This window comes from Streptomyces sp. P9-A2 (assembly GCF_036634175.1).
GTDB lineage: Bacteria > Actinomycetota > Actinomycetes > Streptomycetales > Streptomycetaceae > Streptomyces > Streptomyces pratens.
Genome location: NZ_JAZIFX010000001.1, coordinates 4008495 through 4033823 on the forward strand (window position 1 = coordinate 4008495; position 25329 = coordinate 4033823).

General features: G+C 72.3%; 23 protein-coding genes and 1 pseudogene. 10 read left to right on the forward strand and 14 right to left on the reverse strand.

Annotation, left to right across the window (positions count from 1 at the left end):
• Positions 1-143 precede the first annotated feature (143 nt).
• A complete protein-coding gene (locus tag V4Y04_RS18180; protein WP_332429266.1) occupies positions 144-686 on the reverse strand; it encodes a bacterial proteasome activator family protein in 543 nt (180 codons plus the stop codon).
• A 756-nt stretch (positions 687-1442) separates the two neighbouring features.
• Here V4Y04_RS18180 and V4Y04_RS18185 point away from each other — a divergent pair.
• Positions 1443-1757, forward strand: a complete 315-nt coding sequence (locus tag V4Y04_RS18185; RefSeq protein WP_332429268.1) for a hypothetical protein — start codon at positions 1443-1445, stop codon at positions 1755-1757.
• 29 nt (positions 1758-1786) lie between these two features.
• Here V4Y04_RS18185 and V4Y04_RS18190 read toward each other — a convergent pair whose 3' ends face one another.
• Positions 1787-2767, reverse strand: a complete 981-nt coding sequence (locus V4Y04_RS18190) for an NAD(P)H-quinone oxidoreductase (protein ID WP_332429270.1) — start codon at positions 2765-2767, stop codon at positions 1787-1789.
• 236 nt (positions 2768-3003) lie between these two features.
• On the opposite strand from V4Y04_RS18190, the gene V4Y04_RS18195 reads away from it, so the two are divergent.
• Together V4Y04_RS18195 and V4Y04_RS18200 are read left to right on the forward strand one after the other, a co-directional pair.
• Positions 3004-4062: an ATP-binding cassette domain-containing protein gene (locus tag V4Y04_RS18195; protein WP_332429271.1), complete on the forward strand. Its 1059-nt coding sequence runs from the start codon at positions 3004-3006 to the stop codon at positions 4060-4062.
• A complete protein-coding gene (locus V4Y04_RS18200; protein ID WP_332429272.1) occupies positions 4059-4910 on the forward strand; it encodes an ABC transporter permease in 852 nt (283 codons plus the stop codon). The genes V4Y04_RS18195 and V4Y04_RS18200 overlap by 4 nt, the downstream gene beginning before the upstream one ends.
• A gap of 91 nt (positions 4911-5001) precedes the next feature.
• Here V4Y04_RS18200 and V4Y04_RS18205 read toward each other — a convergent pair whose 3' ends face one another.
• From V4Y04_RS18205 to pdhA, 6 genes are all read right to left on the reverse strand, one after another.
• Positions 5002-6096 carry a potassium channel family protein gene (locus V4Y04_RS18205; RefSeq protein ID WP_332432896.1) on the reverse strand — a complete coding sequence of 365 codons (1095 nt, stop codon included), beginning with the start codon at positions 6094-6096 and terminating at the stop codon, positions 5002-5004.
• A complete protein-coding gene (locus V4Y04_RS18210) occupies positions 6093-7595 on the reverse strand; it encodes a molybdopterin molybdotransferase MoeA (protein ID WP_332429273.1) in 1503 nt (500 codons plus the stop codon). Before V4Y04_RS18210 ends, V4Y04_RS18205 begins: the two co-directional genes overlap by 4 nt.
• Positions 7592-8539 (reverse strand): DUF6457 domain-containing protein, encoded by a 948-nt coding sequence (locus tag V4Y04_RS18215; RefSeq protein WP_443080186.1) that lies wholly within the window; start codon positions 8537-8539, stop codon positions 7592-7594. Before V4Y04_RS18215 ends, V4Y04_RS18210 begins: the two co-directional genes overlap by 4 nt.
• Before the next feature lie 260 nt (positions 8540-8799).
• A complete protein-coding gene (locus V4Y04_RS18220; protein ID WP_332429274.1) occupies positions 8800-10350 on the reverse strand; it encodes a dihydrolipoamide acetyltransferase family protein in 1551 nt (516 codons plus the stop codon).
• Positions 10350-11354 (reverse strand): alpha-ketoacid dehydrogenase subunit beta, encoded by a 1005-nt coding sequence (locus V4Y04_RS18225; protein WP_332429275.1) that lies wholly within the window; start codon positions 11352-11354, stop codon positions 10350-10352. The genes V4Y04_RS18220 and V4Y04_RS18225 overlap by 1 nt, the downstream gene beginning before the upstream one ends.
• Positions 11351-12523 carry a pyruvate dehydrogenase (acetyl-transferring) E1 component subunit alpha gene (gene pdhA, locus V4Y04_RS18230; protein ID WP_332429276.1) on the reverse strand — a complete coding sequence of 391 codons (1173 nt, stop codon included), beginning with the start codon at positions 12521-12523 and terminating at the stop codon, positions 11351-11353. The genes V4Y04_RS18225 and pdhA overlap by 4 nt, the downstream gene beginning before the upstream one ends.
• A gap of 433 nt (positions 12524-12956) precedes the next feature.
• Here pdhA and V4Y04_RS18235 point away from each other — a divergent pair, with 433 nt between their 5' ends.
• Positions 12957-13442, forward strand: coding sequence for an Lrp/AsnC family transcriptional regulator (locus tag V4Y04_RS18235; protein WP_332429277.1), 486 nt, complete (start codon positions 12957-12959; stop codon positions 13440-13442).
• Positions 13443-13772: 330 nt separating this feature from the next.
• Here the strand turns inward: V4Y04_RS18235 and V4Y04_RS18240 are convergent, their stop codons facing one another.
• A complete protein-coding gene (locus tag V4Y04_RS18240; RefSeq protein ID WP_332429278.1) occupies positions 13773-14363 on the reverse strand; it encodes a TetR/AcrR family transcriptional regulator in 591 nt (196 codons plus the stop codon).
• On the reverse strand, positions 14360-15874 hold the full coding sequence (locus tag V4Y04_RS18245; RefSeq protein ID WP_332429279.1) for a 3-hydroxyacyl-CoA dehydrogenase: 1515 nt from the start codon (positions 15872-15874) through the stop codon (positions 14360-14362). Before V4Y04_RS18245 ends, V4Y04_RS18240 begins: the two co-directional genes overlap by 4 nt.
• A 242-nt stretch (positions 15875-16116) precedes the next feature.
• On the opposite strand from V4Y04_RS18245, the gene paaN reads away from it, so the two are divergent.
• A complete protein-coding gene (paaN, locus tag V4Y04_RS18250) occupies positions 16117-17808 on the forward strand; it encodes a phenylacetic acid degradation protein PaaN (protein ID WP_332429280.1) in 1692 nt (563 codons plus the stop codon).
• Between the two features lie 22 nt (positions 17809-17830).
• On the opposite strand, the gene V4Y04_RS18255 is transcribed toward paaN, so the two are convergent.
• From V4Y04_RS18255 to V4Y04_RS18265, 3 genes are read right to left on the reverse strand one after another with little or no spacing between them, the layout of a single operon-like run.
• Entirely contained in the window at positions 17831-18685 is an 855-nt protein-coding gene (locus tag V4Y04_RS18255) for a TrmH family RNA methyltransferase (protein WP_332429281.1), read from the reverse strand.
• 10 nt (positions 18686-18695) lie between these two features.
• On the reverse strand, positions 18696-20078 hold the full coding sequence (locus V4Y04_RS18260) for an HTTM domain-containing protein (protein WP_332429282.1): 1383 nt from the start codon (positions 20076-20078) through the stop codon (positions 18696-18698).
• Entirely contained in the window at positions 20075-20974 is a 900-nt protein-coding gene (locus V4Y04_RS18265) for a DUF5819 family protein (protein WP_332429283.1), read from the reverse strand. Before V4Y04_RS18265 ends, V4Y04_RS18260 begins: the two co-directional genes overlap by 4 nt.
• A gap of 368 nt (positions 20975-21342) precedes the next feature.
• On the opposite strand from V4Y04_RS18265, the gene paaA reads away from it, so the two are divergent.
• The 5 genes from paaA to V4Y04_RS18290 are packed head-to-tail and all read left to right on the forward strand — an operon-like array spanning position 21343 to position 25025.
• Positions 21343-22353 (forward strand): 1,2-phenylacetyl-CoA epoxidase subunit PaaA, encoded by a 1011-nt coding sequence (gene paaA, locus V4Y04_RS18270; protein ID WP_332429284.1) that lies wholly within the window; start codon positions 21343-21345, stop codon positions 22351-22353.
• Positions 22350-22637: a 1,2-phenylacetyl-CoA epoxidase subunit PaaB gene (paaB, locus tag V4Y04_RS18275; protein ID WP_257850428.1), complete on the forward strand. Its 288-nt coding sequence runs from the start codon at positions 22350-22352 to the stop codon at positions 22635-22637. Before paaA ends, paaB begins: the two co-directional genes overlap by 4 nt.
• Entirely contained in the window at positions 22634-23368 is a 735-nt protein-coding gene (gene paaC / locus V4Y04_RS18280; RefSeq protein WP_332429285.1) for a 1,2-phenylacetyl-CoA epoxidase subunit PaaC, read from the forward strand. The genes paaB and paaC overlap by 4 nt, the downstream gene beginning before the upstream one ends.
• A complete protein-coding gene (gene paaD, locus V4Y04_RS18285; protein ID WP_332429286.1) occupies positions 23362-23967 on the forward strand; it encodes a 1,2-phenylacetyl-CoA epoxidase subunit PaaD in 606 nt (201 codons plus the stop codon). The genes paaC and paaD overlap by 7 nt, the downstream gene beginning before the upstream one ends.
• Positions 23967-25025, forward strand: a complete 1059-nt coding sequence (locus V4Y04_RS18290; protein ID WP_332429287.1) for a 2Fe-2S iron-sulfur cluster-binding protein — start codon at positions 23967-23969, stop codon at positions 25023-25025. The genes paaD and V4Y04_RS18290 overlap by 1 nt, the downstream gene beginning before the upstream one ends.
• Before the next feature lie 115 nt (positions 25026-25140).
• On the opposite strand, the pseudogene V4Y04_RS18295 reads toward V4Y04_RS18290, so the two are convergent.
• Positions 25141-25315: pseudogene (locus V4Y04_RS18295) on the reverse strand (rhodanese-like domain-containing protein); the annotation flags it as partial.
• Positions 25316-25329 lie beyond the last annotated feature (14 nt).

The following is a 25329-nucleotide window of genomic DNA, read 5'->3' on the forward strand; positions in this document are numbered from 1 at the left end:
GGCTCCTGGGCTCCTGGGCTCCTGGGCTCCTGGGAAAGCCTGAGCCCACCAGGCACGGGGCAAGGAACAAAGGACGTACGAAAGGGGCCCGGCTACGACGCCGGGCCCCTTTCGTACGTCCTGTCGAAGCGGGGCAGGGACGACTACAGGTAGGGGCCGCCCGCGCGGCCGCCCATCGGGGGTTCCTCGGCTCCGCCGTCACCGACGCCCGGCGGAAGGGCCCGGCGCATCTGCTCCAGCTGGGCGCGCGCGGCCATCTGCTGGGCGAAGAGCGTGGTCTGGATGCCGTGGAAGAGGCCCTCCAGCCAGCCCACCAGCTGGGCCTGCGCGATCCGCAGTTCGGCGTCGCTCGGGGTCGCCTCGTCCGTGAAGGGCAGCGAGAGCCGCTCCAGCTCCTCGACCAGCTGAGGCGCGAGTCCGTCCTCCAGCTCCTTCACCGAGCTGGCGTGGATCTCCTTGAGCCGGACCCTGCTGGCCTCGTCCAGAGGGGCCGCGCGCACCTCCTCCAGCAGCTGCTTGATCATGCTGCCGATCCGCATGACCTTCGCGGGCTGTTCCACCTGCTCCGTCACCGGGACCTCGCGGGAGTCCTCGTCCCCCGTGCCCCCGCCGAGCGCCATCCCGTCCTGGCCGACGACCAGAACCTGCGGATTGTCCGGTGACCGTTCGTTCCTCGGCATCTCCATGCGGCCATTCTCTCGCACGCCCGCCGCACACCCCCGGGGCCCCCCGGGCTGCCCCTGACTGGGGGAATCCGGAATGCCGGGGGTGCACGGGAATGCGAGCCTGTGGGAGTCCATCCGGCCCATCTTGCCGACGGTGCGAACGGGCACCGGCCGGTGCGGGAGGTCACCGCCGTGACTCCATGGCTGTGTGCAGTGAGGGCGATGCGAGCGGGGCTCGCCCTGCGAACGTGCGTCGCGCTCGGGGCGATGACGGGCGCGGTGACCGCGGCCGGAGCGGGAACGGCGGTGGGAGCGGGGGTGATACTGCCGTACAGCGCTGCCGTGGCGCCCGTCGGTACGGCGGTGGCTTACGACGCCGAAGGACCGGTTGACGGACTTCAGGAGGCGGTGGCCGGACGGCTCGACGTGCCCGCCCGCGCGACCGCCCGCTCGTCCTCTCCGTCCCCTGCTCTCTCTTCGGCTCTCTCGCCCTTCCGCTCGGCTGCGGCTGCGGCTGCGGCTGCGGCTGCGGCTGCGGCTGCGACGCCGTCGCTCTCGGCCTCGGCCTCGGCCGGGCCTCCCCGGGCCGGCAGCCGGCCCGGGGAAGGACGGAAGCGGCCGGGGCGGGAGGTTCCCGGACCGGAGGAGAGGCCCGAGGGATCCGAGGGGTCCGAGGGGCCCGGAGAGACCAGGGAGGCGGCGGACCCGCGGGATGGGCGGGACGGCGTACCGAGCGACGGCGGACGCGGCACCGGCGGACGCGGCACCGGCGGCGGCGTGAGTGGCGTTCCCGAGAAGCCGGGCGAGCCCCAGACCGGTGCGGAGGACACCGGGCCCGCCCCGGCCTCCGGAGACGGTACGGACGGATCCGAGGAACCCGGGGCCGGCGCCACCCCTCGGGCACCCCAGTCGCAGGAGGCGGCCGCCACGGTGTCCTCCGAGGTGTCGCGACAGCCCACGTCGAACACCGCCATCGGCACCGACCGCTCCGCCGGGCCCATGCTGCGCATCCTGCCGCTGGGCAGCGGACTGGTCCTGGTGGGGCTCGGGCTGGGACTGGCGTTCGTGGGCCTCAGGCTGCGGCGGAGCTGAAGCGCGAAGCCCATGGACATCCGGACGTCCTACGGCGCGATCAGCAGCACCTTGCCGATGTGGCCACTGGCCTCCACGACCCGGTGGGCGTCGGCCGCGTCCGGCATCGGGATCTCACGGTCGACGACGGGACGGACATGACCGCCCTCGATCAGCGGCCAGACGTGTTCCCGCACGGCCGCGACGATCGCCGCCTTCTCCGCCGGCGGCCGGGCGCGCAGCGAGGTCGCGCTGATGGCGCCGCGCTTGCCGAGGAGGGCGCCGATGTTCAGCTCGCCCTTGACGCCGCCCTGCATACCGATGATCGCGAGCCGGCCGTTGACCGCGAGGGCCCTGACGTTGCGGTCCAGGTACTTGGCGCCCATGTTGTCGAGGATGACGTCCGCGCCGGCGCCGTCGGTGGCCCGCTCCAGCTCGGCCACGAAGTCCTGCTCGCGGTAGTTGATCAGGATGTCGGCGCCCAGTTCGGCGCAGCGCTCCAGCTTCTCCTTCGTACCGGCCGTGACGGCGACCTCGGCACCGACGGCCTTGGCGAGCTGGATCGCCATGGTGCCGATGCCGCTGGAGCCGCCGTGCACGAGCAGCGTCTCGCCGGGGCGGAGGTGGGCCACCATGAAGACGTTCGACCAGACCGTGCAGACGACCTCCGGGAGTGCCGCCGCCTGCTTGAGGTCAAGCCCTTCGGGGACGGGGAGCAACTGGCCGACCGGGACGGCGACCTGCTCCGCGTAGCCACCACCCGCGAGCAAGGCGCACACCTCGTCACCGACCGCCCACCCGGTCACTCCGGGGCCGAGCGCGGTGATCCGGCCGGAGCACTCCAGGCCGGGGTGGGGGGAGGCACCGGGCGGCGGGTCGTAGAAGCCCTGCCGCTGCATGATGTCGGCGCGGTTGACGGCGCCTGCCACCACCTCGACCAGCACTTCGCCCGCGCCGGGAACGGGATCGGGGACCTTGGTCCACACCAGCGTCTCGGGCCCGCCGGGTTCGGGAATCGTGATCGCATACATGAGAACGACGCTACCTCCGACCGGGCCGTGGGCGGCTCAAGTCCGGTGCCGGCCAGACCCGGGGCCGGGATCGGACCCGGGGCCCGGCTCGGTCCGGGAACCGGCTCGGTCCACGGGCGGAGGGCGGGATCCGTCGCTGGGCCGGTTCGCGGGAAAACCCCTGTGCGGGAGCGATGAGTTCGCGCGATCGTGAAGGTCTCCCCTGCGTAGCCCCAGCACGCGGAAGGACTCGAAGCATGAGCACGCAGACGTCCGGCCTGGCGATCGAAACCGCCGGCCTGGTCAAGACCTTCGGTGAGACACGGGCCGTCGACGGAGTCGATCTCACCGTGCCGGCCGGCACGGTGTACGGCGTCCTCGGACCGAACGGCGCCGGCAAGACCACCACCGTGAAGATGCTCGCCACCCTGCTGAGGCCGGGCGGCGGCGACGCCCATGTCTTCGGCCATGACGTCGTGCGCGAAGCCGACACGGTGCGCGGCCTGGTGAGCCTCACCGGGCAGTACGCGTCCGTGGACGAGGACCTCACCGGTGCCGAGAACCTGATTCTGCTGGCCCGCCTCCTCGGCCACCGCAAACCGGGCGCCCGCAGCCGTGCCGCCCAGCTGCTGGAGGCATTCGGTCTGACGGACGCGGCGGCGAAGCAGGTCAAGCACTACTCGGGCGGAATGCGGCGCCGTATCGACATCGCCGCGTCCATCCTCAACACCCCCGACCTGCTGTTCCTCGACGAACCGACGACCGGCCTGGACCCGCGCAGCCGCAACCAGGTGTGGGACATCGTGCGCGCGGTGGTCGCCCAGGGCACGACCGTGCTGCTGACCACGCAGTACCTGGACGAGGCCGACCAGCTGGCGTCCCGGATCGCCGTCATCGACCGCGGGAGGGTGATCGCCGAGGGCACCAAGGGCGAGCTGAAGGCGTCCGTCGGCGCCGGCACCGTACATCTGCGGCTGCGTGACCCGGATCAACGGCCGCTCGCCGCGGACCTGCTGCGCCGCCTGCTCGACGCACAGGTGCAGCCCGACCCCGACCCGGTGACGCTCACCGCCCGCCTGGGCGCGGCCGCGAGTCAGGACACCGCCGCCGAACAGGCCGCCCGCGCGCTGAGCGAACTGGCCGCGGCCGGCATCACCGTCGACAACTTCTCGCTCGGCCAGCCGAGCCTGGACGAGGTGTTCCTCGCCCTCACCGGCCACGACACCCAGGCATCGGGCAGCGGGGCCGGTTCCGGGACAGCGCCCGGGGCCGGCACCGACATCTCCCACAACCCGAAGGACGAGGTGGCGGCATGAGTACCGTGACGACGACCACCGAGAGCGCGGAACTCGCCCCGGTCCGCACCGACTCCCTCGCCGAGCTGCTGGTCGCCAGGGAACGCCCGCCACGGCCCAGCGCGTGGTCGGCCTCCCTGACGTTCGGCTGGCGCGCGATCCTCAAGATCAAGCATGTGCCGGAGCAGCTCTTCGACGTCACCGCGTTCCCGATCATGATGGTGCTGATGTACACGTACCTCTTCGGCGGGGCGCTGGCCGGTTCACCGACGGAGTACATCCAGTTCCTGCTGCCGGGCATCCTGGTGATGTCGGTCGTGATGATCACGATGTACACCGGTGTCTCGGTCAACACGGACATCGAGAAGGGCGTCTTCGACCGGTTCCGCACCCTGCCGATCTGGCGGCCCTCGACGATGGTCGGCTATCTGCTCGGGGACGCCCTGCGCTACACCATCGCGTCCGTCGTGATGCTCACCGTGGGCATCGTCCTCGGCTACCGGCCGGACGGCGGGGTCCCCGGTGTGCTCGCCGGGATCGCGCTGCTGGTGGTCTTCGCGTTCGCGTTCTCGTGGATCTGGACGATGTTCGGGCTGATGCTGCGCACCGAGAAGTCCGTGATGGGCGTCAGCATGATGGTGATCTTCCCGCTCACCTTCCTGTCCAACGTCTTCGTCGACCCCCGCACCATGCCGGGCTGGCTCCAGGCCTTCGTCAACAACAGCCCCGTCACGCACCTGGCGTCCGCGGTGCGCGGACTGATGGCGGGGGACTGGCCGGCCGACGAGGTGGCCTGGTCGCTGGGCTGGTCCGTCCTGCTCGTCCTGGTCTTCGGACCGATCACGATGCGGCTCTACAACCGCAAGTGACGCGGCCGGCGAACACCGAGGGAAACAACGTGGTGCCCCGGGGTCGAGTGACCCCGGGGCACCACGTTGTTTCCCTCATGTCCCGGCGGTGTCAGTCGTGAAGCGGACGGATGTCGGGGGTGACCTGGCTGACCGGTGTCGCCCGCACGATGGTGATCAGCCGGTCCGTCAGTTCGAGCGCCCCGACGTTCTTGTCGTCGTAGCCGAGCACCCGGTGCCCGCGCAGAACGCTCACCACCAGATCGTCGACCTCCCGCGGTGTCTTGCCCACCTCGGCCTTTATGACCGGCCGTTCGATCATGTCGAGGCCGGTGCCCTGCTGGATCAGGTCCTCCATCACCATGCCGGCCGCGGGGCTGAGCACGGACAGACCGAGCAGCCGGCCGGCCGCGCTGGCACTGGTGATGACCGCGTCGGCACCCGACTGCTTCAGCAGCGGGGCGTTCTCCTCCTCGCGCACCGCGACCACGATCTTCGCATTGCGGTTGAGCTGGCGGGCCGTCAGCGTGACCAGCACGGCCGTGTCGTCCCGCTGTGTGGCGATGATGATCTGCTTCGCCCGGTAGGCCTCGGCCCGCTTCAGCACCTCACTGCGCGTCGCATCCCCTATGACGCCCGCGTACCCGTCGGCCGCCGCGGCCTCGATCGCCTTGCTGCTGGGATCGACCACCACGACCTGCTCCTTGCGGAGCCCCGTCGCACAGACCGTTCTGATCGCGGACCTGCCCTTCGTGCCGAATCCGACGACGACGGTGTGATCACGCAACGTGGACCTCCAGCGGTTCAGTCGCCACTCCTCCCGGGTGCGTTCGGTGAGGGCTTCGAGGGTGGTGCCGACCAGGATGATCAGGAACATCACCCGCAACGGCGTGACGACGAAGATATTGGTCAGCCGGGCGGCGTCGCTGACCGGGGTGATGTCGCCGTACCCCGTGGTGGAGAGGGTGACGGTCGCGTAGTAGAAGGCGTCGAGGAAGTCGAGGGTGCCGTCGGAGTTGTCGGTGTAACCGTCCCGGTCGATGTACACGACCAACGCCGTCACCACGAGGAGGAACAACGCCATGGACAGTCGCTTGGCGACCTGGCGGACCGGGTGCTCGACCACTTTCCTGGGCAGTTTCACCCGATGGGTCACCAAGTGCTCGTCCGCCTGACGGGCAATGGCGTCCTGGCCCGGAAGTTTCACGTGAAACACACCCCGATCCCTCCGGACGCCCAGGGCAGATCCAGCAGTTCCGCCTCCTGACCGGGCCGTGTGCCACCCGGGGGGACGACCGCGAGGGCGTCGGCCGCGGCGACGCCACGCAGCATGGCCGGGCCGTTGTAGTGCAGCGGCAGGGCCACGTCACCGCGCAGCACGACAGGGACGAGCCGAGTGTCGTGCGGATGCCCCTGCACCGCGTCCCGCAGCGGCATCGTGTACAGCTCGGGGGCGGGGCGGGCCGCGAGGGTCCGCAACAGGGGTTCGGCGAGCGTGAGCAGCCCGGAGACCGCGGCGAGGGGATTGCCGGGCAGGCCGACGAGGTACTGGTTCTCCTTGGTCCGGGCCAGGATCATGGGATGGCCGGGGCGCACCTCGACTCCGTCCACGAGAAGTTCGGCGCCGATGCGGCGCAGCGTCGGGTGGACGTGGTCGACCGGCCCCGCGGCGGTGCCGCCGGTGGTGAGGACGACATCGGCGCCGGACCTCGTGATCGCCTTGTACAGCGTCTGCGCGTCGTCACGGACCCGGCGGACGGCGGTGACCTCGGCACCGAGTGCGCGCAGCCAGGGCGGCAGCATCGGGCCGAGGGCGTCCCGGATCAGCCCGTCGTGCGGCAGGCCTCCGGTGAGCAGTTCGTCGCCGAGGACGAGGACCTCGACGCGGGGGCGGGGGAAGGTACTGAGCGTGTCGTACCCGGCGGCCGCGGCGAGGCCCAGCACGGCCGGGGTCACCAGGGTGCCGACGGACAGCAGCTGCTCGCCGCTGCGGCACTCCTGACCACGTGGGCGGATGTCCTGACCGTGCGCGACCGTGGAGACGGGCCCGGCGTGGGACGCGCCCGCCGGCCGGGATGCGGTGACGGCTCGGGGCAGGGTGGCGTGCAGCCGGCCGTTGTCGTCGGTACGGCCGTGTTCACTGCGCAGAACAGCGGTGGTGTCCGAGGGGATACGGGCGCCGGTGGCGATACGGACGGCTTCGCCGTCGGTGAGCGGTGGGTGCTCGGCATGCCCGGCGAGGACTCCTTCCTCCCGTACGGCCCAGGGACCGGGACCGGAGACCGCCCAGCCGTCCATGGCCGAGGTGTCGAAGGAGGGCAGGTCGGTGAGGGCCGTGAGAGGGGCGGCCAGGGTGAGGCCGAGGGCGGCCTCGAGCGGCACCGGGGCCGGGGCACGGTGGGCGGCCCGGCTGCCGGCCCCTCGGCGTGCGGCGCGCTCGGCGACGGTGCGGGCCTCGGTCCAGGAGAGGGCGTGGCGGCCGTCGTGGCGCGCGTGGCCGACGGCGGGACTCCGGCCGTCCGCGGCGGGCCGGGACCCGCCCCGCCGGGGGCCGCGGGCGCGCGCGGAATCGCCGGGGGAGCGGCCGGAGGCGTCGTTCACGAGGGCGAGAGCCTCCTCGACGTCGAGGTCATCGAGGTCATCGAGGTCATCGGCATCGTCGGCGGCCCCGGTGCCCCGGTCGGCACGGGCCCCGGACGCATTCATTCGGCGTCCGGACGCGTGCCGGGCGCCGGGGCAGGGCCGGAACCCCCGCCGGAGGCTGTGTCGGCGGCGGACTGCTCGTCCGTGGGCTGTGCGGGCGCGGGCTGTGCGGGCGCGGGCTGTGCGGGCGCGGCGTCGGTGGTGTCCTCCTCGGCCCAGCGGGTGGCGAGGGCGACCGCCTTGCGCGCGGCCTCGGCGACGGCCTCCCGGTCACCGCCCGCTCGGGCGGCCGCATAGCCGACGAGGAAGGTGGTCAGCGGTGCCGCCGGCCTGGCCACACCGTGGGCGGCGTCCCGGGCGAGGTCGAGGAGCACGCCGGTGTCGACGTCCAGGTCGATGCCCAGCTCGTCCTTGACTGCGGAAATCCATTCATCCAACACGTGTCCATGCTCCCTGATGCGTGCTCTGGCGGTGGCGATGTCGTCCCAGGTGTCGCAGTCGAACGATGCCACCGGGCCGATGATTCGGGTGAGGTCGAGCGAGCCGGTCAGCCGGCGCAGCGGCAAACCGGCCAACGTGCCGTGCCCTTCGGCGAGCACCGCGAGTCCGTGACGCAGCGCAGCTGTCCGGTACGCGGCCACGAGCGGCTGGTCCCGGCCGTCGGCGTCGGTCAGCAGGACCCCGTCCGCCGTGCTCGTCCGAAGGGTGATCAGCAGCTCGTCGACGGTGGGCCCGTCGAGGAACGGCAGGTCGGCGGAGAGCAGGACGGCGTACTCCGCGGTGCTCAGGCGGAGCCCCGCGTCGAGCGCGGCCAGCGGTCCGCCGCCCGGCGGTTCCTCACGTGCCCAGGACACGGGCCGGGAGGTGGGCCGGGGGTCGGCCACGACGACGCTGGTGCGGGCGCCGGAGCAGGCGGCCAGCACGCGGTCGAGCAGCGACCGGCCGCCCACCCGCACACCGGGCTTGTCCGCGCCCCCGAGCCGCCGGGCACCGCCACCGGCCAGCACGAGGGCGTCGTAGGCAAGGGGCGCGGCGGGCGCGGGACGCACGGCAGGCGCGGGACGCACGGCAGGCGCGGGACGCACGGCGGACTCGTCGTACGCGGCGGGCACCGCCCGGTCCGGCGCGGGGTCGCGGTCACGGGTGCGGTCGCCAGCGGCTCCGGGAGCATCCGGGAGCTCGTACTCGGTCACCCCCCGAGTATGCGTGCCCCCGCGAGCACGGGGAACGCGGGGGCACGGACAGCGCGGTCAGGAAGAACGTGACGTCACAGCGTCCGCAGCAGCACCGCCGGTTGCTCCACACAGTCCGCCACGTACCGCAGGAAGCCGCCTGCCGTGCCGCCGTCACAGACCCGGTGGTCGAAGGTGAGCGAGAGCTGCACGACCTGCCTCACCGCCAGCTCGCCCTCGTGCACCCAGGGCTTGGGGACGATGCGGCCGACACCGAGCATGGCCGCCTCGGGGTGGTTGATGATCGGGGTGGAGCCGTCGACGCCGAAGACGCCGTAGTTGTTCAATGTGAACGTGCCACCCGTGAGGTCCGCCGGCGTCAGTGTTCCCGTACGGGCCGCCTCGGTCAGCCGGGCGAACTCCGCCGTCAGCGACTCCGCGTTGCGCGTGTGCGCGTCCCGTACGACGGGGACGACGAGCCCGCGCTCGGTCTGCGCGGCGAAGCCGAGATGCACGGCCGGGTGCCGGACGACCTCCCTGGCCGCCATGTCCACGGAGGAGTTGAGCTCGGGGAAACGGGCCAGCGCTGCGGTGCAGATCCGGGCCAGCAGGGCGAGTACGGAGATCTTCGACCCGCCGGCCACGGGGCTCCGGGGACGTTCCTCGGCGAAGCGCCGCATCGCGTCCCGCGCCCGCATCAGCTCGGTCGCGTCGGCGTCCACCCAGCAGGTCGCGTCGGGGATCTCGGTACGGCTGCGGGAGAGCTTGTCGGCCATGACACCGCGGATGCCCTTGAGGGGGGTGCGGAGGGTCTCCGGGGCTGCCGGAGCCCCGGCGGTCGGCGCGTGCGCCCGCGGCTGTGCCTGTGTCTGCGTCTGCGGCACGCGCGGCTGCGGCTGCGGCTCTGTGGTGGGCGCCCGGTCCTTGCCGGCCCGCGTTCCGGCGGCCCGGAGCGCGTACTCCACATCCGCCCTCAGGATCAGCCCCTCGGGCCCGGAACCAGCCATCTCCCGCAGGTCCAGGCCGTTCTGCCGGGCCAGCCGGCGCACCAGTGGCGAGATCACGGGGACCGGCCCGTCCACCGGCCCGTCGGTACGGACCTGCCGGGCAGCGGATGCCTGCCCGGCGGCGGCCCGACCGTTCACCGCGGGCGTGGCGGACGTGGCGGGCTTGGCGGGCGTCGCCGGCGCGCTCGGCACCGGCTGCCCCGGCCGGACCCTGCGACGCCTGGCCGGCGCTTCCGAAGTGCCGTACCCGACCAGCACATTGCCGGAACCCTCCGAGCGCGCGCCCTCCGCACGCGAGTCCTCCGCACGCGAACCGTCGGCACGGGGGCCGTCGGCACGGGAGCCGTCGGTTACGGAACACCGCTCCCCCGCCGGACGGTCGTCGTCGGCCGGGCCGCCCACCGCGACCGTGATCAGCGGGGCGCCCACCGGCACCTCGGCGCCCTCCTCGCCGAAGCGGGCGGTGACCACACCCTCGTAGGGGCAGGGCACGTCCACCATCGCCTTGGCCGTCTCGACCTCGACGACCGGCTGGTCGACGGCGACGACCTCGCCGACCTCGACCAGCCAGCGCACGATCTCCGCCCCGGTGAGCCCCTCACCGAGGTCGGGGAGCTTGAACTCCAGCACCTGTGCCATCAGCTTTCGGCCTCCCACTGCAGACGCCCCACGGCATCCAGGATCCGGTCCACGCCGGGCAGGTGGTGACGCTCCAGCATCGGCGGCGGATACGGGAGATCGAACCCTGCCACACGCAGCACCGGCGCCTCCAGATGATGGAAGCAGCGCTCCGTGACCCGGGCCGCGATCTCGCCGCCGGGACCGCCGAAGCCGCCCGACTCGTGAACGACGACCGCGCGTCCCGTCCGCCGCACCGAGGCGCACACCGTCTCGTCGTCGAACGGCACCAGCGAGCGCAGATCGACGACCTCCAGGTCCCAGCCCTCGGCACGGGCCGCCTCGGCCGCCTCCATGCAGACGGGAACGGACGGCCCGTACGTGATGAGCGTGGCGTTCCGGCCGGAGCGCCGCACCACCGCACGGCCCAGGGGTTCAACGGCCGTCGGCCGCTCCGGGTTCCAGGAGTCCTTCGACCAGTACAGACGCTTGGGCTCGAGGAGGACGACCGGGTCGTCGGAGGCGATGGCGGCACGCAGCAGTCCATAGGCGTCCGGGACGGTCGCGGGCGTCACGACATGAAGCCCGGGAGTCGCCATGTAGTACGCCTCGGAGGAGTCGCTGTGGTGCTCGACACCGCCGATGCCACCGCCGTAGGGGATGCGGATGGTGAGCGGCAGGGGCATCCGCCCGCGCGTACGGTTGCGCATCCTCGCGACATGCGACACCAGCTGCTCGAACGCCGGGTAGGCGAACGCGTCGAACTGCATCTCCACGACCGGCCGCAGCCCGTACATCGCCATGCCGACGGCCGTCCCGAGGATGCCCGCCTCGGCCAGCGGAGTGTCCGTGCAGCGGTCCTCGCCGAACTCCTCGGCGAGTCCGTCGGTGATCCGGAAGACACCGCCGAGGGTGCCGACGTCCTCACCCATGACGTGCACGGACGGGTCCGCGGCCATCGCGTCGCGCAGCGCGCGCGTGAGCGCCTGCGCCATGGTGGCCGGTTTGACGGCGACGGTGGTCATCGCTGCGTCCCTCCCGGTTCGGAGCCGGCCCCGGGCCCGGCCTCGCTCTCCGCTTCGGCCGCCAGCTCGGCCCGCAGCTGCTCCCGTTGCTCCAGCAGCTGGGAGGTGGGCTCGGCATAGACGTGGGCGAACAGGTCCATGGGGTCGAGCACCGGGTCCCGGTTCATGCGCGCCCGCAGGTCGGCGGCCATGGTCTCGGCGTCCTGGCGGACGGCGGCGATACGGTCGTCGTCGAGCAGACCGCGCCGGGTCAGTTCCCGTTCGAGGAGCGCGACGGGGTCGTGCCCCTTCCAGGTCTCCACCTCGGCGTCGCCCCGGTAGCGGGTCGCGTCGTCGGCGTTGGTGTGGGCCTCCACGCGGTAGGTGATCGCCTCGACCAGGGTCGGGCCGCCGCCCTCACGCGCGTGGCGTACGGCGTCGGCCAGCACCTCGTGCACGGCGGCCGCGTCGTTGCCGTCGACCAGGCGGCCGGGCATCCCGTAGCCGACGGCCTTGTGGGCCAGCGACGGGGCCGCGGTCTGCTTGGCAAGCGGAACGGAGATCGCGAAGCCGTTGTTCTGGACGAGGAAGACGACCGGCGCCCGCCACACGGCGGCGAAGTTCAGCGCCTCGTGGAAGTCGCCCTCGCTGGTCCCGCCGTCACCGACCATGGCCAGCGCGACCACGTCGTCCCCCTTGAGGCGGGCGGCGTGCGCGAGTCCGACGGCATGCGGCAGCTGGGTGGCGAGCGGCGTGCTCAGCGGTGCGACCCGGTGCTCGTAGGGGTCGTAACCGGTGTGCCGGTCGCCACGCAGGAGGGTGAGGGTCTCGACGGGGTCCACGCCGCGCGCGACGACGGCGAGCGTGTCGCGATAGCTCGGGAAGAGCCAGTCCTGCTCCTCGAGGACCAGCGCGGCGGCGACCTCGCAGGCCTCCTGTCCGGTACTGGAGGGGTAGACCGCGAGACGGCCCTGCTTGGTGAGCGCGGTGGCCTGTGCGTTGTAGCGGCGGCCCTTCACCAGCTCCGCGTACAGCCGGCGCAGCAGCTCCGGATCGGCCGCGTCGGCGCGCCCGGTGCCGAGCACCCGGTACGGCTCCGCGTCGGGCAGCAGCGGCGCGGGGTCGGTACGGGGCTGCCAGGCGGGCGGCGGGGTGGGCCGGTAAGCGCCCCGCTGCTCCATGACCGTCATGACGGCACCTCCTCGTGGGAGCGGCTGGGTCCTGTCGTCGGACTCCCATCGTCCGCCCGAAGGGCGGGCCACGCGGCGCCATGGGGATCTCCCCCCTGCTCTGGGGGCACCTCCCGGCGGTAGCCGGGGGAGAAGCCGAGAGCTTGGGGGAGCGTGCTCTCGGCGTGCCGGGCCCTGAGCCTCGTACTTGGATGTACTCGGGTCAGGGTCCGGTACGGCGAGAGTGCGTGCACGGCGTCACGTGACAGAGGGGAGTCCGCCGACGGGTCCCAGGAGACGCGGCGTCTGTGACGCGCCTCACCAACCGATTGTTCGGTCGTCGGCACATTTTGGCTACGGGTGGCACCAGGCTGTGGACAAACGGTTGTCCACAGCCTGTGATGGACGCATTACGTCCATGGCGGAGAGGCGGGACCGGGTGTCGTCTGAACAAATGGCCGAAAGCTTGGAGGGGAGCCGTCCGCTGCCGCCCGCGCGCCCCCTGGACGCCATAGACCAGGACATCCTGCGCATGCTCCAGGCGGACGGCCGCGCGTCCGTCCGGTCGGTCGCCGACCGGGTCCACGTCTCGCGCGCGAACGCCTACGCCCGGATCAACCGGCTCGTGGAGGACGGCGTCATCCGCGGCTTCGGCGCCCGCGTCGATCACGAACGGGCCGGTCACAGCACCTCTGCGTACATCACGCTGAAGATCGTCCAGAACACCTGGCGCACGGTCCGCGAGCAGCTCCGGCAGCTCCCCGGCGCCTCCCACATCGCCCTGGTGGGCGGCGACTTCGACGTGCTGCTCCTGGTGCACACCCCGGACAACCGGGCGTTGCGCGAGCTGGTGCTGACCCGGCTCCAGGCGATCCCCGAGGTGCTCAGCACGCGCACCCTGCTGGTGTTCGAGGAGGAGGACCTGGAACCACAGAGGTGAACCGCCGGACGAGCCCGGGGCTGCTCCCGGACAGCCCCCCGCGCGGAACCGTTCCCCGGTGAGGACCACCCCGGGCCGTTCCTGGAGCCAGGGCGTGTTTCGAAAGGAGCGCCGGCCGCCCGGAGGGCGGGCGCCGCGGTGTCATGGGGGTCCCCCTGCTCGAGCGGAGCCGAGAGCTTGGGGGAGCGTGCGATCGCACGGCGGAGGGTCGCCCGCGTACCGGGCGTACGTGGGCGCTCCCGACAACGCGGCTGGGGGTCCCCCTGCTCGAAGAGCTTGGGGGAGTGCGCGCCGGACGCCGCGGGGCAGGCGGGACTTTCGACACACGTCCTAGGACGCCTTGCGCAGCCCGCCGAAGGCCAGCTGGACCACCGCGTCCGTCACCTCGCGCTCGCTCATGCCGTGCCCGTCCGGCCGGTACCACTCGACGATCGAGTTGATCATCCCGAAGACCAGCCGGGTCGCCAGGCGTACCTCTATGTCGCCGCGCACGTCCCCGTCCGCCGCCGCGGCCCTCAGCAGTGCCGCCACCCGGTGGTCGAATTCGCGCCGCCGTTCCAGGGCCCACCGCTCGGTTCCCGTGTTGCCGCGCACGCGCAGCAGCAGCGTCACGTACGGCAGCTCCGCGATCAGGACCTCGACCATGCGCCGCACGACGTACTCCAGGCGCTCGGCGGCACGCCCCGCGCACGCGTGCTCCTCGTCGAGGATGCCGAAGAGCCCGTCCAGCGCCCGGCTCACCGCGCGCCGCAACAGCTCCTCCTTACCCGTCACATGGTGGTATATCGACGACTTGGAGATGCCGGCGGCCTTGGAGAGATGCTCCATGGAGGTGCCGTCGTAGCCGCGCTCGTTGAACACCCGGACGGCGACGGAGAGCAGGGACTCCGGGGTGTACGTGTCACGCCTGGCGGTGGTCATGGGGTGTCCTCCCGCTTCTCGGTGGCGCACGCGTGCCGGTAGAGCGCGAGGGACGGCGCGTAGCGGCCGGACTGATCACGCTCGTGCAGGTCCTCCAGGAGGGCACCGGCCCAGCCACGGCCGAGGCGACGGCTCCACTCGAAGGGGCCGAGGGGGTAGTTGACTCCCAGCCGCATCGCGGTGTCGATGTCCTGCTCGGTGGCCACCCCCTTGGCGACGGCGTCGTGCGCCAGGTCGATGATCCGCGCCACCGTGCGCGCGACGATCATGCCGGGGACGTCCCCGATGACGCTGACCTTCTTTCCGAGCGCCTGGAACAGCCCGGTGGCCTCGGCGACGGTCCGCGCGGAGGTGTCCTGGGAGTGGGACAGGGCGATGCGCGTGGCTTCGCGGTAGTCCGGCGAGAGGTCGAAGTAGACGACGTCGCGGTACTCCACGGAGGTCTGGCCGTCGGCGAGCACCAGCTGGCCGCCACCGGGCAGCACCAGGCGGGTGCCGTTGTCCTCGTCCTCCGCGCGGACCTGGATTCCGGCCTCGCGGATCAGGGCGAACAGGTCCGAGGCGGGCCCCAGATCACCCTCGGCGACCACGTACGCGGGCGGGCCCGCCCGCTCCGCGGTGTGCGGCTCGGGACGCTCGGCACCGTCCCGGTAGTCGTACCAGCCCTGGCCGCTCTTGCGGCCGAGGCGGCCGGACTCGACCAGCCGGCGCTGGACCAGGGACGGCGTGAAGCGCACGTCCTGGAAGAAGGACTGCCACACCGAGTGGGTGACGGACTCGTTGACGTCCTGCCCGATGAGGTCGGTCAGTTCGAAGGCACCCATGCGGAAGCCGCCGCACTCGCGCAGCACCGCGTCGACGGTGGCCGGATCGGCACCCTGGGACTCGTACACCGCGAAGGCTTCGGCGTAGAAGGGCCGGGCGATGCGGTTGACGATGAAGCCGGGGGTGTCGGCGCAGGCGACCGGTGTCTTGCCCCAGGCGCGGGCCGTCTCGTACGCGCGCGTGGCGCAGGTGACGTCGGTGGCGAAGCCGGAGACGACCTCGACGAGTGGCAGCAGCGGCGCCGGGTTGAAGAAGTGCAGGCCCACGAAGCGGCCGGGGACGCGCAGGGCGCCGCCGACGGCGGTGACCGACAGGGAGGACGTGTTGGTGGCGAGCAGGCAGTCGTCGGAGACGACGTCCTCCAGCGCGCGGAACAGCTCCTGCTTGACGTCCAGGCGCTCCAGGACTGCCTCGACGACCAGGGCGCAGTCGGCGAGGGCGGTGAGGTCGTCGGCGGGCAGCAGGCGGGCGCGGGCCGCGTCCCGGTCGGCGGCGGTGAGCCGTTCCTTCGCCACGAGCCGGTCGAGCCGGGCCACGATCCCCTCGGCCGCTTCCCGGGCCCGGCCGGGGACGGCGTCGTACAGCCGCACGGGATGACCCGCGACCAGGGCGACCTGGGCGATGCCCTGGCCCATGGTGCCGGTACCGACGACGGCCACAGGGCTGCTGAGGTCGAGTGCTGTCATGTGCGCGATCCTCCCGCACGGGCTTGTCCACGGATGCGGCGGACCCCCTTGTCCCGACCGATCGTTCGGTTACTCTAACTCCGACCGCCCGACTTCCGACATCCCTTGCCTCCGACGCCCTGTCTTTCGCCCTTCCCTCCGGCATCGCCGCCGTCCGGCACCGTCGGCTTCCGATGCCCCTGCCCCCGCCTCCTGCCCAGGGCTTTGCCCGGTCCCCGAACTCGACGAGGAGTTGGTCCCCGATGGCCGCCGAACTCACCGCGCAGCAGCTGACCGCCCAGCACCGGCCCACCCTGGACCGGGCGCTGGAAGCGATCCGCACGCGCGCGTACTGGTCCCCCCACCCCGAGCACCCCAAGGCCTACGGGGAGAACGGCAGCCTGGACCTCGCGGCGGGCAAGGCCGCCTTCGACGCGCTGCTCAACACCCGCCTCGACCTCGGCCAGCCCGGCACCGACGACTGGGTGGGCGGCGAGACCTCGCCGTACGGCTTCGAGCTGGGCGTCAGCTACCCGCACGCGGACCTCGACGTGCTGCTGCCCGCCATGCGGGCCGGGATGCGGGCCTGGCGGGACGCGGGCGCCGAGACCCGCGCGGTGGTCTGCCTGGAGATCCTCAAGCGGATCGGCGACCGGACGCCCGAGTTCGCCCACGCGGTCATGCACACCTCCGGCCAGGCGTTCATGATGGCGTTCCAGGCCGGCGGCCCGCACGCGCAGGACCGCGGCCTGGAAGCGGTGGCGTACGCGTACGCCGAGCAGACACGCACCCCCGGCACCGCGGAGTGGACCAAGCCGCAGGGCAAGCGCGACCCACTGGTGCTGACCAAGCGGTTCACCCCGGTCCCGCGCGGCATCGGCCTGGTCGTCGGCTGCAACACCTTCCCCACGTGGAACGGCTATCCGGGCCTGTTCGCCTCCCTTGCCACCGGCAACGCGGTGCTGGTCAAACCGCACCCCCGCGCGGTGCTGCCGCTCGCGCTCACCGTCCAGGTCGCGCGCCAGGTACTCACCGAGGCCGGCTTCGACCCGAACCTGGTGGCGCTGGCCGCCGAGCGGCCCGATGAGGGCATCGCCAAGGACCTGGCCACCCGCCCGGAGATCCGGATCGTCGACTACACCGGCTCCACGGAGTTCGGCGACTGGCTGGAGGCCAACGCCCGCCAGGCACAGGTGTACACGGAGAAGGCCGGCGTCAACACGGTGATCGTGGAATCCGCCGGCGACTACCAGGGCATGCTCGCCAACCTGGCGTTCTCCCTGTCGCTCTACAGCGGCCAGATGTGCACCACCCCGCAGAACCTGCTGATCCCGCGCGACGGCATCACCACCGACCAGGGCCTCAAGTCCTTCGACGAGGTCGTCGCCGACCTGGCGCAGGCGGTCGACGGCCTGCTCGGCGACGACACGCGCGCGGTCGGCCTGCTCGGCGCACTCGTCAACCCCGGTGTCAAGGATCGTCTGGAGGCCGCCGCCGGCCTCGGCGAGGTCGCCCTCGCCTCCCGCCGCATCGCCCACCCGGAATTCCCGGACGCGGTGGTCCGTACACCGGTGATCGTGAAACTGGACGGCGCGAAGCCGGACGCCGAGGCCGCCTACATGAGCGAGTGCTTCGGCCCGGTCTCCTTCGCCGTCGCCGTCGACTCGGCGTCCGACGCGGCGGAGCTGCTGCGGCGCACCGTCCGCGAGAAGGGCGCCATGACCGTCGGCGCGTACACGACCTCCCCGGAGTTCGAGGAGGAGGTGCGGGAGGTCTGTCTGGAGGAGGCCGCCCAGCTCTCCCTCAACCTCACCGGCGGGGTGTACGTCAACCAGACGGCCGCCTTCTCCGACTTCCACGGCTCCGGCGGCAACCCGGCGGCCAACGCGGCCCTCACCGACGCCGCGTTCGTGGCCAACCGCTTCCGGGTGGTCGAGGTGCGCCAGGAGGCATAGACGCGGCCGGCGCGGGAGCCGCTCAGACGGGTGCGCCCCCGGCGGCGCTCCAGTGGTACAGCGTCATGGCCACACTGGTCGCGAGGTTGTAGCTGGAGACCTGGGGGCGCATCGGCAGCGCCACCAGATGGTCGGCACGCGCGCGCAGCTCGGGCGAGAGCCCGCTGCGCTCCGAGCCGAAGGCCAGCAGCGCGTCGTCCGGCAGTCTCAGTGCGCGAATGTCCTCGCCCTCCGGATCTAGTGCGAACACCGGGCCGGCGGGCAGTTCGTCGACGGACAGCCGTTCCACGGCGGTCGCGAAGTGCAGCCCGGCCCCGCCGCGCACGACCGTGGGATGCCAGGGGTCGAGGGTGCCGGTGGTGACGACCCCGGTCGCCCCGAAACCGGCGGCCAGCCGGATCACGGCGCCCGCGTTGCCCAGGTTGCGCGGCTGGTCCAGGACCACCACGGGCGCGGTGCGCGGGGTACGCGCCAGCCCGGCCAGGTTGCCCGCGCGGGAGGGCCGTACGGCGAGGGCGGCGACGGCGGTGGGGTGCGGGCGCGGGACGAGCGAGGCGTACGTCTCGTACGGCACCTCCGCCAGCAGCGCCGCCAGCGCCTCCCGGACGTCCGGGGCCAGCTCGTCGGCGAGGGCGAGCGCGGCGGCCCGGTCCGCGGTCACCGCCACCTCGACCTCGGCCCCGAAGCGCACGGCGTGCTTGAGGGCGTGGAAGCCGTCGAGCAGAACCGCACCGTCGCTGTGCCGGTGCCAGCGGGTCACGGGGGCGATCCCCTGGGCGGGGGACGTGGGGGGCACGGAGTCACTGTGGGGGACGGCGTCGGGGGTGGTGTCAGGAGGGGTGGTGTCAGGGGTGGTGTCGCTGTCGGGGGCGGCCATGAGGTGCAGCCTACGGGCGCGTGCTGGGTGGCTTCCCGGGCGCGGGGACGGTCGGCCACCGACCGGCCTGCTCCTCCCGGTCCACGTGCTCCACATGATCCGTCTGATCCACATGATCCGTCTGATCCACATGATCCGTCTGATCCACGTGGTCCAGCTGATCCACGTGGTTCACCGGCTCCGCCTGGTTCCCGGTCCTGGGCACGGGCACCGGCGCACCGCCCGTGCGCGTGCGCGGCGGTGGGATTCGGAGTATCCGGTTGCGTACCCACCTGCAGGCGCGTCCGAAGGCGTTGCCCAGCCGGCGCAGGAACGATGTAGGCAGGAAGACCGCGTCGGCCGCGATCATCGCCAGGGAGAAGAAGGGCAGCCCCAGGGCGACGGCGATCACCGCGTGCTCGGTGATCATGAGCCCCAGGAGCACGTTCTTGACCCGCCGGTTGAACAGGGTGAACGGAAAGGCGACCTGTACGGCGACCGTCCCGTAGGTCACCAGCATCACCAGGGTGCCGCTGGCGGTCAGCAGGTCACCGAGGGCCGGCCAGGGGGAGAAGTACTCCAGGTGCAGTGGGTAGTGCACCGCGGTGCCGTCCTGCCAGCGGGAGCCCTGGACCTTGTACCAACCGGCCGTGGCGTAGATCAGACAGGCCTCGGCCATGATCACCAGCAGGGCGCCGTTGTGCACGATGTTGGCGACGACATCCAGCAGACCGCGCGGCTGCGGGGTCCTCGCACAGCGCCCCACCAGCCACCACAGCGCCTGTGCCAGCCATACGGCCCACAGCAGCGCCGGGACGAACCGGTCGCCGTCCATCCGGCCGGCCAGGGTCGCCAGGAGCAGCAGGAAGCCCAGCGCCCCCCACAGCGCGGGGCCCGTCCGGTCCCGCGGCCGCTCTCCACGCGCGCGTGCCTCGTCCGCGCGCCGGGCGCGCCTCGCGTCCAGGGACCACACCTGGCCGCAGCGCGTGAACACGAGGTAGACCGACATCAGGTGCAGGACGTTGTCGCCGCCGTCGCCCATGAAGACGCTGCGGTTCTGCAGCGACAGCACGCCCACCATGAACAGCACCGACATGGTGCGGGTGCGCCAGCCCAGCAGCAGCAGGACGCTCCACACCACCGCGAGCAGGTAGAGGGCCTCGAACCAGCCCTGGCCGTCCGACCACAGCAGCGCGGTGAAGGCGCCGTTGGATCCGACGAGCTGATCGGCGAGGTCCCAGTCCCACGGGCCGTCGGGCCCGTACAGCTCCTGGCGGTGGGGGAACTCGCGCAGCAGGAACAGCAGCCAGGTCGCGCTGAAGCCGATCCGGATCACCGCGGTCTGATGGGGGCCGAGGGCGGAATCGGTGACCCGCGCGACGGCGCCGGACCCCTTGAGCAGGTAGCGGTTCACCCGATGCCTCCCCGGGCCTCGTCCTTGGGCACCGGCCACCAGGGCAGCGTGCGGTACACGGGTTTCGTGGAGACCTCCTCCTCGCTCCACTCCGGCGGCGGCACGTTGACCGTGCGGGAGCGGACCTGGAGCCGGTCGACGACACCGCCCGGCCCGGCCGCGTACGACCGGTCGAGACGCATCACCATGATCCGGCGCAGATACGACTCGGCCAGCGTGCCGCGCATCCCCACCGGCCGGCCCTCGCCGTCGTGCGTGGCGACGAAGAAGTCCCAGGCGCGGCGCAGCTCGTTCTGCTGGGTGTGGCTGGGCAGGAGGTTGCCGTCGATGGCCCGGCCGTCCTCGGCGGACAGGTCGTACCAGCCGGTGGTCCGCACTCCCCCGTCCGGCGTCAGGACCTCGGCGCGGACCTGGACGGAGATGTTCTGCTGCAACGGGTTCGGCGCGAACAGCTTCCAGTTCTGCTCGAACTCCGGGTAGATCCAGTCCTCGATCGCCTTGGCGTGTCCCTTGGAGACCGTGTTCGCGGGCGCGACGTGGAGGAACGTCATCCCTATGTGCACGCAGACGACGACAGCCACGATCCCGAGCGCCAGGGCGGCGGCGATCCGATGGCCGAGGGGGAGGGCGGCCACGCCGGTACGGGGCTCGAGGGGCGGGGGATCCGCGTCCGGGACCGAGGGAACATCCGGAGCCGGAGAGACGTCCGGAGCCGGAGAGACGTCCGAGAGCGGAGGGGCATCCGAGGGAGGAGGGGCGCCCGCGGGCCGGGGATCGTCCTGAGCAGTGGGTGTCGGTGCGGGAGCGGGCGGGGCGGAGGGCGGGGCAGGGTCGCCCGGCACGCCCGGCCCGGTCCGCCCGTGCCGGGCGTGCGAGCCCTCGTCGTACACGTCCATCCCGCCCCGTTCCCACAGTCCCGTTCCCACAGTCCCGGTCCGAATTCCGGCCGATCGCCGCCACCGTCCTGCGTGCGCGGGCGACGTGCCGCCCGCGTACCGCTTCGCAGCGTCGCACGGGAACGGTACTCAGCACCGGCCGTCGCGGCACAGCCCCGGCCGTCCACGCGTTCCGTGGCCGTCACCACATCCACCGTCCGCCCGGTCGCCCAACAGGTACTCCCCCTGTCGGCGATCCCGCCCGAGGTTATCCACAGCTGTTGACACCTCGCGGTGCCCGTCTCACCATGGAATCGCGCGAACCGAACGATCGGTCGGGAGCGTGTTCCGGGAAGAACCCGGGAAGAACCCAGGTCGAGGGGGACCTCATGGCGACAGCAGTCGGCAGCGTCGGCGCCGACGCGGGTGAGAGCGTGGGCGGCGGCGCCGGCAGCAGCACGGAGTACGAGCGCGCCTTCGACGCGGCCGTCGCTGCCGACGAACGCATCGAACCGCGCGACTGGATGCCCGACGCCTACCGCGCCACACTCGTCCGGCAGATCGCGCAGCACGCGCACTCCGAGATCATCGGCATGCAGCCGGAGGCCAACTGGATCACCCGCGCGCCCTCGCTGCGCCGCAAGGCGATCCTGATGGCCAAGGTGCAGGACGAAGCCGGACACGGCCTGTATCTCTACAGCGCCGCCGAAACCCTCGGCACGGGACGCGACGAGCTGCTGGACAAGCTGCACTCCGGCCGCCAGAAGTACTCCTCGATCTTCAACTACCCCACGCTGACCTGGGCCGACGTCGGTGCGATCGGCTGGCTGGTGGACGGCGCCGCGATCACCAACCAGGTGCCCCTGTGCCGCTGCTCGTACGGCCCGTACGCGCGCGCGATGGTGCGCATCTGCAAGGAGGAGTCCTTCCACCAGCGCCAGGGCTACGAGCTGCTGCTGGCCCTGAGCCGTGGCACCCCCGCACAGCACGCGATGGCCCAGGACGCGGTGGACCGCTGGTGGTGGCCGTCGCTGATGATGTTCGGCCCGCCCGACGACGAGTCCCAGCACTCCGCGCAGTCGATGGCCTGGAAGATCAAGCGGCACTCCAACGACGAGCTGCGCCAACGCTTCGTCGACATCTGCGTCCCCCAGGCCGAGTCGCTCGGCCTCACCCTCCCCGACCCGGACCTGCGGTGGAACGAGGAACGGGGACACCACGACTTCGGCCCGATCGACTGGACGGAGTTCCGGAACGTCCTCAAGGGCGACGGCCCGTGCAACGAGGAGCGGCTGACCCGGCGCAGGCGCGCCCACGAAGAGGGCGCCTGGGTCAGGGAGTCGGCAGCCGCCTACGCGGCCAAGCACACGACCGGCGAGACAGGAGCGATCCGCGCATGACCGACACCGACTGGCCCCTGTGGGAGGTCTTCGTACGCTCGCGCCGGGGGCTGTCCCACACCCACGCCGGCAGCCTGCACGCCCCGGACGCGGAGCTGGCCCTGCGCAATGCCCGCGATCTGTACACCCGTCGCGGCGAGGGCGTCTCGATCTGGGTCGTGCCGTCGTCCACGATCACCGCGTCCTCGCCCGACGAGAAGGACCCGTTCTTCGAACCGGCCGCCGACAAGCCCTACCGGCACCCGACGTTCTACGAGATCCCCGAGGGGGTGCGGCACCTGTGACGACGACACCCGCCCGGGACACCGTCCTCACGGCGGCCGCGCTCGCCCTCGGCGACGACGCCCTGGTGCTCTCCCACCGCCTGGGCGAATGGGCCGGCCACGCCCCCGTGCTGGAGGAGGAGGTCGCCCTCGCCAACATCGCGCTGGACCTGCTGGGCCAGGCCCGCGTACTGCTGTCGCTGGCGGGCGACGAGGACGAGCTGGCGTTCCTCCGGGAGGAACGCGCCTTCCGCAACCTCCAGCTGGTCGAGCAGCCGAACGGCGACTTCGCCCACACCATCGCCCGCCAGTTGTACTTCTCCACCTATCAGCACCTCCTGCACGCCGAACTCGCCGCCGGGGACGGCCCGCTGGCACCGCTGGCCGGCAAGGCCGTCAAGGAGGTCACCTACCACCGCGACCACGCCGAGCAATGGACCCTGCGGCTCGGCGACGGCACCGCCACCGGCCACACCCGGATGCAGCGGGCGGTGGACGCGCTGTGGCGGTACACCGGCGAGATGTTCCAGCCGGTCGAGGGCCTCGGCGTCGACTGGTCGGCCCTGGAGACGGCCTGGCTGGAGCAGATCACGCAGGTGCTGCACAGGGCCACGCTCACCGTGCCCGACGGCCCGCGCACGGGTGCGTGGACGGCCGGCGCCGGACGCCAGGGGCTGCACACCGAGTCCTTCGGCCACATGCTCGCCGAGATGCAGCACCTGCACCGCAGCCACCCGGGGGCGACATGGTGACCCCGGCGGCCACCACCCCGCTGGAGGCGGAACTGCTCGAACTGGCCGGTTCGGTTCCCGACCCCGAACTGCCCGTGCTGACCCTGCGCGAGCTGGGCGTGGTGCGCGCGGTGCACGCGCACGGGGCGGACACCGTCGAGGTCGAGCTGACCCCCACGTACACGGGGTGCCCGGCCGTCGAGGCGATGTCCGCGGACATCGAGCGAGTGCTGCGCGAGCACGGGGTGCGCGAGGTCACCGTCCGCAGGGTGCTCGCGCCCGCCTGGTCGACCGACGACATCACCGACGAAGGGCGGCGCAAGCTGCGGGAGTTCGGTATAGCCCCGCCACGCGTACGGCCGGCGTCCGGTGCGGTCGCGGTGGATCTCGGACCGACCCGCACCCGCGGCCGCGGCCTCCGGGCGAACGGGGTGGACGGGGTGGACGGGGTGGACGGGGCGCACGAACCCACGTGCGAATCCACACCGGAACCCGTGCGGTGCCCGCGCTGCGGCTCCGCCGACACCGAACTGCTCAGCCGTTTCTCGTCCACCGCCTGCAAGGCGCTGCGCCGCTGCCTGGACTGCCGTGAACCGTTCGACCACTTCAAGGAGTTGTGATGGCGCGCTTCCACCGGCTCCGGGTGGCCGCCGTCGACCGGCTCACCGACAACTCCGTCGCCCTCACCCTCACCGTCCCGCCGGACCTGCGCGAGGAGTACCGCTACGTCCCCGGCCAGCACCTGGCCCTGCGGCGCAGGGCCGACGGCCAGGACATCCGGCGCACCTACTCGATCTGCTCCCCGGCCCCCGACGGCACGGGGCCCGGCACGCTGCGGGTGGGGGTACGGCTGGTCGAGGACGGCGCCTTCTCGACGTACGCCCTGAAGGAGATCGGCGTCGGGGACGAACTGGAGGTGATGACCCCCGCGGGCCGGTTCACCCTCCCGCCCACGCCCGGCCGGTACGCGGCGATCGTCGGCGGGAGCGGCATCACCCCGGTGCTCTCCATCGCCTCGACCCTTCTGGAGCGAGAGCCGGGGGCCCGGTTCTGCCTGATCCGCAGTGACCGGACAGCCGCCTCGACGATGTTCCTGGAGGAGGTCGCCGACCTTAAGGACCGCTACCCCGACCGGTTCCAGTTGGTGCCGGTGCTCTCGCGGGAGGAGCAGCAGGCGGGGCTGCCGTCCGGACGCCTCGACGAGGAGCGGCTCACCGCCCTGCTGCCGGCACTGCTGCCCGTAGGGCAGGTGGACGGCTGGTTCCTGTGCGGCCCGTACGGGCTGGTCGAGGGGGCCGAACGGGCCCTGCGCGGTCTGGGCGTGACGCGCTCCCGCATCCACCAGGAGATCTTCCACGTGGACACCGGCGCACCGACCGCCCCCACGACCCCGGCTCCCGCCCACAGCATCGTCACCGCCCTGCTCGACGGACGCGGCGGTACCTGGCCCGTCCAGGACGGCGAGTCCCTGCTGGAGACGGTGCTGCGCAACCGCCCCGACGCCCCCTACGCCTGCAAGGGCGGGGTGTGCGGAACATGCCGCGCCTTCCTCGTCTCGGGTGAGGTGCGGATGGACCGCAACTTCGCGCTGGAGCCGGAGGAGACCGACGCGGGCTACGTGCTGGCCTGCCAGTCGCGTCCGGTGACGGAGAGGGTGGAGCTGGACTTCGACCGGTGAGGGCCGCACCGTCACATACGGACGCACCGCACGGCCGGGCAGATTCCGCCGCCACGTACAGCCGCACCGGTCACGTCCCGGCCGATTCCGCCGTGACCGCCCGCCCTGCCCTGTACTACAGAACATGTCCGGGCCGCCCCGTCATCGGTGACGACGGGGCGGCCCACGGACTCCCCCACCTGCGTGCCGCCGTCCACGTTCACGGCGTCGACGCCCTGCTGGACCGGATACATCGTGACCTGGGCCGAACGCCCACCGGAACGACAGATCACATGCACCCGGCCGTGCTCGCCCCACCTGCCAC

Bases quoted from the DNA above. Each gene is read 5' to 3' on its own strand.
- V4Y04_RS18180 (WP_332429266.1), bottom strand. From the start codon at position 686: ATGGAGATGCCGAGGAACGAACGGTCACCGGACAATCCGCAGGTTCTG.
- V4Y04_RS18190 (WP_332429270.1), bottom strand. From the start codon at position 2,767: ATGTATGCGATCACGATTCCCGAACCCGGCGGGCCCGAGACGCTGGTG.
- V4Y04_RS18195 (WP_332429271.1), top strand. From the start codon at position 3,004: ATGAGCACGCAGACGTCCGGCCTGGCGATCGAAACCGCCGGCCTGGTC.
- V4Y04_RS18200 (WP_332429272.1), top strand. From the start codon at position 4,059: ATGAGTACCGTGACGACGACCACCGAGAGCGCGGAACTCGCCCCGGTC.
- V4Y04_RS18210 (WP_332429273.1), bottom strand. From the start codon at position 7,595: ATGAATGCGTCCGGGGCCCGTGCCGACCGGGGCACCGGGGCCGCCGAC.
- V4Y04_RS18220 (WP_332429274.1), bottom strand. From the start codon at position 10,350: ATGGCACAGGTGCTGGAGTTCAAGCTCCCCGACCTCGGTGAGGGGCTC.
- V4Y04_RS18225 (WP_332429275.1), bottom strand. From the start codon at position 11,354: ATGACCACCGTCGCCGTCAAACCGGCCACCATGGCGCAGGCGCTCACG.
- pdhA (WP_332429276.1), bottom strand. From the start codon at position 12,523: ATGACGGTCATGGAGCAGCGGGGCGCTTACCGGCCCACCCCGCCGCCC.
- V4Y04_RS18235 (WP_332429277.1), top strand. From the start codon at position 12,957: ATGGCCGAAAGCTTGGAGGGGAGCCGTCCGCTGCCGCCCGCGCGCCCC.
- V4Y04_RS18240 (WP_332429278.1), bottom strand. From the start codon at position 14,363: ATGACCACCGCCAGGCGTGACACGTACACCCCGGAGTCCCTGCTCTCC.
- V4Y04_RS18245 (WP_332429279.1), bottom strand. From the start codon at position 15,874: ATGACAGCACTCGACCTCAGCAGCCCTGTGGCCGTCGTCGGTACCGGC.
- paaN (WP_332429280.1), top strand. From the start codon at position 16,117: ATGGCCGCCGAACTCACCGCGCAGCAGCTGACCGCCCAGCACCGGCCC.
- V4Y04_RS18255 (WP_332429281.1), bottom strand. From the start codon at position 18,685: ATGGCCGCCCCCGACAGCGACACCACCCCTGACACCACCCCTCCTGAC.
- V4Y04_RS18265 (WP_332429283.1), bottom strand. From the start codon at position 20,974: ATGGACGTGTACGACGAGGGCTCGCACGCCCGGCACGGGCGGACCGGG.
- paaA (WP_332429284.1), top strand. From the start codon at position 21,343: ATGGCGACAGCAGTCGGCAGCGTCGGCGCCGACGCGGGTGAGAGCGTG.
- paaB (WP_257850428.1), top strand. From the start codon at position 22,350: ATGACCGACACCGACTGGCCCCTGTGGGAGGTCTTCGTACGCTCGCGC.
- paaD (WP_332429286.1), top strand. From the start codon at position 23,362: ATGGTGACCCCGGCGGCCACCACCCCGCTGGAGGCGGAACTGCTCGAA.
- V4Y04_RS18290 (WP_332429287.1), top strand. From the start codon at position 23,967: ATGGCGCGCTTCCACCGGCTCCGGGTGGCCGCCGTCGACCGGCTCACC.